1 protein-coding gene is annotated in these 10,418 nt (G+C 64.3%); it reads left to right on the top strand.

Annotation, left to right across the window (positions count from 1 at the left end):
* A partial coding sequence (locus tag AO240_RS09830; protein WP_143505351.1) for a non-ribosomal peptide synthetase occupies window positions 1-10,287 on the top strand: 10,287 nt, incomplete at its 5' end.
* Window positions 10,288-10,418 lie beyond the last annotated feature (131 nt).

Raw genomic sequence — 10,418 nt, 5'->3', positions numbered from 1 at the left:
GGCGACCTGGTAGCCTGGCGTGCCGACGGCACCTTGCAGTACCAGGGACGCAACGACCAGCAAGTAAAAATCCGTGGTTTCCGCATCGAACTGGGTGAAATCGAAACCCTGCTGGGCGAACACCCGCAGGTCAAGGACGTGGTGGTACTGGCGCGAGAAGACGAGCCAGGAAACAAACGTTTGGTGGCGTATTTCACCGAGCGTGTCAACGTTGAAATCGAAGCACTGCGCGACCATCTGCAAGCGCAGTTGCCGGATTACATGGTGCCCGCCGCCTATGTGCGCCTGGACAACCTGCCGCTGACCAACAACGGCAAAGTCGACCGCAAGGCGCTGCCGCTGCCGGATCAGGCTGCGCTGCTCAGCCGTGGTTATGAAGCGCCACAAGGTGAAGTTGAAAACGTTCTGGCAAAAATTTGGGCGGACGTACTCAAGATCGAGCAAATCGGCCGTCACGACAACTTCTTCGAACTCGGCGGCCATTCGCTGCTGGCGGTCAACCTGATCGAACGCATGCGCCAGGCCAGCCTCAGCGCCGACGTGCGGGTGCTGTTCAGCCAACCCACTCTGGCGGCACTCGCGGCGGCGGTCGGCAGCGGCCGTGAAGTAACAGTGCCGGCCAACCTGATTACGCCTGAGTGCCAGCGCATCACGCCCGAGCTGTTGCCGCTGGCGGACCTTGATCAATCGGCCATCGACCGCATCGTTGCAACGGTGCCGGGCGGCGTGACCAATGTGCAGGACATCTACGCGCTGGCGCCGTTGCAGGAAGGCATCCTCTACCACCACATCACGGCGGAGCAGGGCGACCCGTACCTGTTGCAATCACAACTGGAATTCGACAGCGTTGAGCGCGTGCAGGACTTCGCCCAAGCCTTGCAACACGTGGTCAACCGGCATGACATCCTGCGTACCGGCGTGGTCTGGGAAGACCTGGCCAGCCCGGCGCAGGTGGTGTGGCGCGAGGCACGTTTGCCGGTGGAAGAGGTCAACCTCAACCCGGCTGACGGCGACATTCTGGGCCAGTTGCACGCGCGTTTCGATGCGCGGCATTACCGACTGAATGTCAGCCAGGCGCCGCTGATTCGCCTGGTGTATGCCGAGGACGCGGCCAACCAACGGGTGGTGGCGATCCTGTTGTTCCATCACTTGGCACTCGACCATACCGCGCTGGAAGTGGTGAGCGAAGAAATGCAGGCCAGCCTGCTCGGGCTAACCGAGCCGCTGGCGGCGCCGATTCCGTACCGCAACTACGTGGCGCAGGCGCGTTTGGGCCTCAGTGAGCAAGAGCACGAGGCGTTCTTCAGTGACATGCTCGGCGACATTGATGAGCCGACGCTGCCGTTCGGTTTGCAGGATGTACAAGAAGAAGGGCATGCCATTCGTGAGGCGTCGCTTACCCTCGACGCCGGGTTGAGCCTGCGCCTGCGGGCTCGGTCGCGCCAATTGGGGGTCAGCGCGGCCAGCCTGTTCCATCTGGCGTGGGCCAAGGTGCTCGGGAGTATTGCCGACTCACGCAAGGTGGTGTTCGGCACCGTGCTGATGGGCCGCATGCAGGGCGGCGATGGCGCTGATCGCGCGCTGGGCATGTTCATCAATACCCTGCCGCTGCGCGTCGACATCGATGGCCTGGGCGTGCAAGCCGCCGTCAAGGCGACCCATGCACGCTTGACTGGTCTGCTCGGCCACGAACACGCGTCGCTGGCGTTGGTGCAGCGATGCAGCGGGGTGGCGCAATCGACGCCGCTGTTCAGTGCGTTGCTCAACTATCGGCATAGCCCGGCGACGGATACGCCGATCAGCGACGACGTCGCGCAGGCATGGCGCGGCATGCGCTTTCTGACGTCCGAGGAGCGCACCAACTACCCGATAAGCCTGAGTGTGAATGACTTGGGGGCGGGCTTCAGCCTCGATGCCTTGACGGTCGCCTCTGTCGATCCGCAACAGGTATGCGGTTATCTGGTCACACTTATCGAGCAACTGGTGGATGCGCTGGAGCACGCGCCACAGCGCTCGCTGGACAGCCTGTCGATTCTGTCACCGGCACAAACCCGCCAACTGTTGGTGGATTTCAACGCCAGCGACGCCGACTACCCGCGTGACACCAGCGTGGTGCAGATGATCGAGGCGCACGCGCGTCAAACGCCGCACGCCATCGCGCTGGTGCTGGGTGACCACGCCGTCAGCTATGCCGAACTGAATCAGCACGCCAACCAGATTGCTCATCACCTGCAAAGCCTCGGCGCCACGGCCGACACGCGTATTGCGATCTGCATGGAGCGCAGCCCGCAGATGATTGTCGGGTTGCTCGGCATCCTCAAATCCGGTGCCTGCTACGTGCCGCTCGACCCTGAGTACCCGGCGCAGCGCCTCGCGTTTGCGCTGGAAGACAGCCAGCCGCTGGCGGTGCTGGTGCATGCGCCGACCCGCGCGGTGCTGGCGGGCAGCGCGGTTGCGCTGGTTGACGTGGACGCTGAGCATTTGCTGAATCAGCCGACCCACAACCCGGCGCCGGTGGCAGGCCCGAACGACCTCGCGTATGTGATCTTCACCTCCGGTTCCACCGGCCGCCCCAAAGGCGTGATGGTCGAACACGGCTCGCTGGTCAACCACATCGCCTGGCAGGCCCGTACCTTTGGTTTTGATGCCAACGAGCGAATCTTGCAGCGCACCTCGGTGGCCTTTGATGCGTCGGTGTGGGAGATCTGGACCCCGCTGGCCATCGGCGCGCGCCTGGTGCTGTTGCCGGCGCACGCTTCAAGGGATGTCGAGCAAATGGCGCGCACGCTGGTCGAACAGCAGGTCAGCGTCGCGCAGTTTGTGCCGAGCCTGTTACGCCTGTTGGTGCAACTGCCAGCGCCCGCGGTGCAGTGCCGTTACCTGTTTAGCGGCGGCGAAGCGCTGGAGCCGCAACTGGCGGTGCAGGCCCGCGCGCTGACTACTCACGGCATCGTCAACCTGTACGGGCCCACCGAGGCGACCATCGACAGCACGTCATGGACCTGCGATGGCAACGCTGTGGTCGAATCGGTGCCGATTGGCAAGCCGATCGCCAACGCGCGTGCCTATGTACTCGACAGCCGCTTGCAGCCAGTGGCGATTGGCGTTGCCGGTGAGCTGTACATCGGCGGCGCGGGTGTCGCACGCGGTTACCTGGGGCGTGATGACCTGACGGCCGAACGTTTCCTGCCGGACCCGTTCAGCGGTAGCGGGCGCCTGTACAAGACCGGCGACCTGGTGCGCTACCTGGCTGACGGCACCTTGGAATACCTGGGGCGCAATGACGACCAGGTCAAGCTGCGTGGCTTGCGCATCGAGCTGGGTGAAATCGAAGTGCGCCTGGCGGCGCATCCGAGCGTGCAAGAGGCCGTGGTGCTGGTGCGCGACGAGCGTCTGGTCGCCTATTGCACGCCACGCGAGGCGCAGGTTCAGATTGACGTTGAAGCGCTGCGCGAGCATGTGCAGCAGCATCTGCCAGCCTACATGGTGCCGCAGGCTTATGTGGTTCTCGCTGAGTTGCCACTCAGCCCCAACGGCAAGCTGGACCGCAAAGCATTGCCGGAGCCGGGCATGCAGTCGGTGATCAGCCGGGGTTATGAAGCACCCATAGGTGACGTCGAAACACGGCTGGCGAACATCTGGGCCGAGGTGCTCAAGGTTGAACAAGTCGGTCGGCATGACCACTTCTTCGAGCTGGGCGGGCATTCGCTGTTGGCGGTCGGCCTGATCGGGCGCATGCGCCAGGCAGGCCTGAGCGCCGACATACGCGTGCTGTTCAACCAGCCGACGCTGGCAGCGCTGGCGGCTGCCGTGGGCAGCGGGCGCGAGGTCGCGGTGCCGGCGAACGCTATTCCGCAGGGCTGCACGCACATCACGCCGAACCTGCTGCCGCTGGTGACGCTGGACCAGCCGAGCATCGACCGCATCGTCGCGACCGTTGCGGGCGGGGCGGCCAACGTGCAAGACATTTACCCGTTGGCACCGCTGCAAGAGGGCATTCTTTACCACCATATCAGCGCCGAAGAAGGCGACCTTTACATCCAGCAAGGGCAATTCGCCTTTGCCAACCTTGAGCGCATGCAGTGCTTCGCGCAGGCGTTGCAGCAGGTGATCGACCGCCACGACGTATTGCGTACCGGGTTTGTCTGGGAAGGCCTGGAACACCCGGTGCAAGTGGTGTGGCGCAAGGCTCAAATGCAGGTTCGGGCGCTGCACCTTGACCCGTGCGACGGTGATATTGCCGAGCAACTGGCGGCGCAGGTTGACCCGCGCCGCCACCGCCTGGATGTCAGCCGCGCGCCGCTGATGCAGTTGGTCTACGCCGAGGACGAGGCTGGCCAGCGCGTGGTCGCCACGCTGTTGTTCCACCACACGATCATGGACCACATGGCCATGGACGTGGTGTGGCGTGAGATGCAAGCCTTCCTGATGGGCGAGGGCGACACGCTGAGTGCGTCGGTGCCGTATCGCAACTATGTGGTGCAAACGCGCCTCGCCAGCCGTGAGCAGGAACACGAGGTGTTTTTCCGTGACATGCTCGGCGACATCGACGAGCCGACGCTGCCGTTTGCGCTGCGCGATGTGCGCGCCGATGGTTACGACATCGATGAGGTCGATTTGGCCCTTGATACCGGCCTGAGCCAGCGCCTGCGGGCACTCACGCGAAAAAACGGGGTTACGCCTGCCAGCGTGTTTCACTTGGCCTGGGCCCGCGTGTTGGGGGTGGTTGCCAGCACCGAGCGGGTGGTCTTCGGCACGGTGATGATGGGCCGCTTGCAGGGCGGTGAAGGCGCCGACCGGGCGATTGGCATGTTCATTAACACCTTGCCGTTGCGCGTCGACATCTCACAGGTCGGGGTGCTGGACGCGGTCAAAACCACGCATGCGCGACTCTCGGGCTTGCTCGCTCACGAGCTGGCATCGTTGGCCCACGTGCAACGCTGCAGCGGCGTGCCGCAATCGATGCCGCTGTTCAGTGCATTGTTCAACTACCGGCATACGCCGACCGACAGCGCCGAGGTCAGTCAAGCGGTGGTGCAGGCGTGGCAAGGCATGCACATGTTGCAGTCGCGCGAGCGCTCCAACTACCCGCTGACCCTGAGCGTCAACGATTTGGGCGAGGCCTTCAGCCTGAGTGCGCTGGCGCTGACCTCGATCGGTGCGCAACGTATCTGCGACTATGTGAACATCGTAGTCGAACAACTGGTCGAGGCGCTGGAGCACGCGCCGCAGACGCCGATGAACAGCCTGTCGATCCTGCCCGCCAGCGAGCGCGAGCAACTGCTCGCAGGCTTCAACGACACGCGTTTTGACTACGCGCACGGCTTGACCATTCACCAGCGCTTCGAACTGCAAGTGGCGCTGTACCCGCATGCAATTGCAGCGGTCTATCAGGCGCAAAGCCTCACGTATACCGAGCTGAACCGGCAGGCCAACCAGTTGGCACACCAACTGATCGAACTCGGCGTGCGGCCCGATGACCGCGTGGCGATCTGTGCCCGGCGCAGCCTGGAAATGCTCGTCGGCCTGGTGGCGATTCTCAAGGCCGGTGCCGCGTACGTGCCGATTGACCCGGCGCACCCGGCGGAGCGCTTGAGTTACCTGCTCAGCGACAGCGCGCCGGTGGCCGTGTTGATCCAACCGGTGCTGGCCCAGCGCCTGCCGGCGGTGACGGTGCCGGTACTCGAGCTGGACAGCCGCCTGTGGCAAGGCCCGACGAAGGGCAACCCGCAAGTCTACGGGTTGACCCCTGCGAACCTGGCCTACGTGATCTACACCTCCGGCTCCACCGGCTTGCCCAAAGGCGTGATGGTGGAACATCAGACGCTGGAAAACCTGGTGGATTGGCACTGCGATGCGTTTGACCTGACGCACGCCAGCAACACCTCCAGCGTCGCCGGTTTTGGCTTCGACGCCATGGCGTGGGAAGTCTGGCCGACGCTGTGCTCGGGGGCGACGCTGCACCTGCCGCCGGCACAAGACGGCAGTGAAGACATCGATGCGCTGCTTGAATGGTGGATGGCGCAGCCGCTGGACGTCAGCTTCCTGCCGACGCCGGTGGCCGAATATGCTTTCAGCCAGAACCTTGAGCACCCGACCCTCAAGACCTTGTTGATCGGCGGTGATCGCCTGCGTCAGTTCAACACGCCGCAGCGCTTTAACCTGGTCAACAACTACGGCCCGACCGAGGCCACGGTGGTCGCCACGTCCGGGCGGGTTGAGGCCGGCCAGGTGTTGCACATCGGCAAGCCGGTGACCAATACCCAGGTGTACCTGCTTGATGAAAATCAGCAGCCGGTGCCATTGGGTGTGGCGGGCGAGCTGTATGTGGCCGGCGCCGGGGTGGCACGTGGTTACCTGAACCGTGCGCAAATGACCGCCGAACGTTTCCTCAAGGACCCGTTCAGCAGCAACCCGGCTGCACGCATGTACCGCACCGGTGACTTGGCGCGCTGGCTGGCGGACGGCACCCTGGATTACTTGGGCCGTAACGACGACCAGGTAAAAATCCGTGGTGTGCGTATCGAACTCGGTGAAATCGAAACCCGCCTGGGCGAGCATGCGCAGGTGCGCGAAGCCGTGGTGCTGGCGCGTGAAGGGCGCTTGGTGGCTTACTTTACCGAGACTCGGCCGCTGGACATCGAGGTGCTGCGCAACTGGCTGCAAACGCAGTTGCCGGAGTACATGGTGCCGGCCGCCTATGTGCGCCTGGAAAGCCTGCCGCTGACCGCCAACGGCAAGCTCGACCGCAAAGCGTTGCCGGAGCCGGGGCTGGACGCGCTGCTCAGCCGTGGTTATGAAGCGCCGAGCGGCGAGGTGGAAACCACCCTGGCGCAGATATGGGCGGACGTGCTCAAGCTGGAACTGGTGGGCCGTCACGACAACTTCTTCGAGTTGGGCGGGCATTCGTTGCTGGCGGTCGGTTTGGTTGAGCGTATGCGCCAGGCCGGTTTGCAGGCTGACGTGCGCGTGCTGTTCAGCCAGCCAACCCTGGCGGCGCTGGCGGCCGCGGTGGGCGCCGACAACGAAGTGGCCGTACCGGCCAATCGCATTGCCCACGACTGCACGCAGATCACGCCGGACCTGTTGCCACTGGCCACACTGGATCAGGCGAGCATCGAGCGTATCGTCGCCAGCGTGCCGGGTGGCGTCGCCAACGTACAGGACATTTATGCGCTGGCGCCGTTGCAGGAAGGCCTGTTGTACCACCACATCAGCGCCGAACACGGCGACCCATACCAGCAACATGTGCTGTTCGCGTTTGACAGCCGCCAACGCTTCGACGCGTTTGCGCAGGCCTTGCAACAGGTCATCGCGCGTCACGACATATTGCGTACCGCGCTGTTCTGGGAGCAACTGGAAGCACCGGTGCAAGTGGTGTGGCGCGAGGCGCCGCTGGACGTGCAAGAGTTCGTCGCGCAACGCGGCGATGTGCTGGCGCAGTTGCGTGAACACTTCAGCCTTAACCGCCACCGCATGGACATCCGCCGCGCACCGATGATGCACCTCGGGTTTGCGCACGACCCGCAGCAGCAGCGCTGGGTCGGCATGCTGTCGTTTCACCACTTGGTCAACGACGCAACGTCGATGGGCGTGCTGGCGCAAGAAATCGAAGCGCACATGAGCGGGCACGAGCAGCAGCTCGGGGCGTCGGTGCCTTACCGCAACTACGTGGCACAGGCCCGCCAGGGCAAGGACCGCGCGGCCCATGAGGCGTTCTTCGGCGAGATGCTGGGCGATGTCGATGAACCGACCCTGCCGTTCGGGATGCAACAGATCGACGCTGCGCACGATGCCAGCGAAGAGGCGGAGCACTGGCTGGGCGCGGCGTTCAGCCAGCGGTTGCGTCAGCAGGCGCGGCAGTTGGGCGTGAGTGCGGCCAGCCTGTATCACTGGGTTTGGGCGCAGGTGGTGGGCGCGGTGTCGGCCAGCGACGACGTGGTCTTCGGCACCGTGTTGCTCGGCCGCTTGCAGGCCGGTGACGGTGCGGATCGTTCGTTGGGCATGTTCATCAACACCTTGCCACTGCGCGTGCGCCTGGCGGACGAAAGCCTCAGCGCGGCGGTGAAACACACCCACGTGGCGTTGAGCCAATTGCTCGCGCACGAGCATGCCTCGCTGACCCTGGCGCAGCGTTGCAGTGGCGTGGCCGCACCGGCGCCGTTGTTCAGCGCGTTGCTCAACTACCGTCACGGTTCGACCACGGTTAACGAAGGCCGGCGCGCCGCGTGGGAAGGCATTGAAATGCTCGGCGGCGAAGGGGTCGACAGTTATCCGTTGATCCTGTCGGTGGATGACGTGGGCGAGGACTTCCGGGTCAATGCCCTGGCACCGCGCTCGGTGGGCGCCCAGCGCGTGCTCGGGTATGTGTGCAACGTGCTGAACGGTTTGGTGGACGCGCTGGAGCAGGCACCGCATACGGCCACACGCCGCGTGTCGATTCTGCCGGCAAACGAACGCCTGCAACTGGTGCAGACATTCAACGCGACGCAACGTGACTACCCAAGCAGCGAACCGCTGCACCGGGTGTTCGAGGCGCAGGCACAGGCTCGCCCGGATGCGCTGGCCGCGGTGCATGGCGAACAACGCGTCAGCTATGGCGAATTGAACGCGCGTGCCAACCGCCTGGCGCATCACTTGATCGGCCTTGGCGTCAAGCCAGGCGCGAGCGTTGCAGTGGCGCTGGCGCGTTCGATTGACCTGCTGGTCAGCCAACTGGCAATCAGCAAATGCGCAGCAGTGTATGTGCCGCTGGACATCAATGCGCCGGTTGAACGCCAGGCCTTTATGGTCAGCGACAGCGCAGCCGCGTTGCTGCTCAGCCACGCACACCCGACGCTGACGTTTGACGTGCCGCGCGTCGACCTGGATGGCCTGAACCTTGACCACCCGCCGCTGCATAACCCGGCGCTTGAGCAAAGCGCCGAGACCGCGGCGTACATCATGTACACCTCTGGCTCCACCGGCACGCCCAAAGGCGTGCTGGTGCCACACCGGGCGATCACGCGGTTGGTGATCAACAACGGCTATGCCGAGTTCAATGCGCATGACCGTGTGGCATTTGCGTCTAACCCGGCGTTCGACGCGAGTACGCTGGAGGTGTGGGCGCCGCTGCTGAATGGCGGCGCCGTGGTGGTGGTCGATCAGCACGTGCTGTTGTCCCGCAGCGGTTTTGCCGAGCTGTTGCAGGCGCAATCGGTCAGCGTGTTGTGGATGACCGCAGGCTTGTTCCATCAATACGCCGAAGGGCTGTTGCCGGTGTTCGCGCAACTGCGCTACCTGATCGTCGGTGGCGACGTGCTCGACCCCAGCGTGATTGCGCGCGTGCTCAAGGAGGGCGCACCGCAGCACTTGCTCAACGGTTATGGCCCGACTGAGGCGACGACGTTCTCGACCACCCACCGGATTACGCGGGCGGACGAGGGCAGCATTCCTATCGGGCGGCCAGTCGGTAACAGCCGCGCCTACGTGCTGGATAACCATCAGCAACCGGTGCCGGTGGGTGTTACCGGCGAGCTGTATGTCGGTGGCCAGGGTGTTGCGCTGGGCTACTTGAACCGTGCCGAGCTGACGGCGCAAACGTTCCTCAGCGACCCGTTCAGTGACGGCGGTTTGATGTACCGCACCGGCGACCTGGTGGCGTGGCGCGCCGACGGTACGTTGCAGTATCAGGGGCGTAACGACCAGCAAGTGAAAATCCGCGGTTTCCGTATCGAGCTGGGTGAAATCGAAACCCGCCTGGCCGGTTGCCCAGGCGTCAAGGACGCCGTGGTCCTCGCGCGCCAGGACGCGCCGGGGCACAAGCGTCTGGTGGCCTACTTCACCGAGCGTGAGGCGTTGGACATCGAGGTGCTGCGCACGCGTCTGCAGGGGCAACTGCCGGAATACATGGTGCCTTCGGCCTATGTACGCCTGGACAGCCTGCCGCTGACCAACAACGGCAAGGTCGATCGCAAGGCCCTGCCGGTGCCGGACCATGAGGCGTTGCTGAGCCGTGTTTACGAGGCGCCGCAAGGGCCGGTGGAAGTGGCGTTGGCGCAGTTGTGGTCGCAGGTACTCAAGGTGGAGCAGGTGGGGCGGCATGACCACTTCTTTGAATTGGGTGGGCATTCATTGTTGGCCGTCAGCCTGGTGGAACAGATGCGCAAGCAAGGCCTGGATGCCGACCTGCGCGTGCTGTTGGCGCAGCCGACGCTGGCCGGCATGGCAGCGGCGGTCGGCAAGGTAGAACACCTGGAGGTGCCGCAGTCGAGCGTGCCGACGCTCGAACGCAAACGCCGGATTTAATCAACGCGCCTGGCGGCCTTCGGGCCGACCAGGCGCTTTGCATTGCCCAGGTACAGCGTCAAACCGCCACACACCAAGGCTCGCGTTTTGCCTGCGAACACCTTGCCCCCCCGCAGTTGTCCCTGCTTCCT

The organism is Pseudomonas sp. ICMP 460, from assembly GCF_002723595.1.
In the GTDB taxonomy this organism is placed as follows: Bacteria; Pseudomonadota; Gammaproteobacteria; order Pseudomonadales; family Pseudomonadaceae; genus Aquipseudomonas; species Aquipseudomonas kitaguniensis.
Note: the sequence above shows the minus strand (reverse complement) of the source record. Positions and strands in the feature narration are given on the sequence as shown.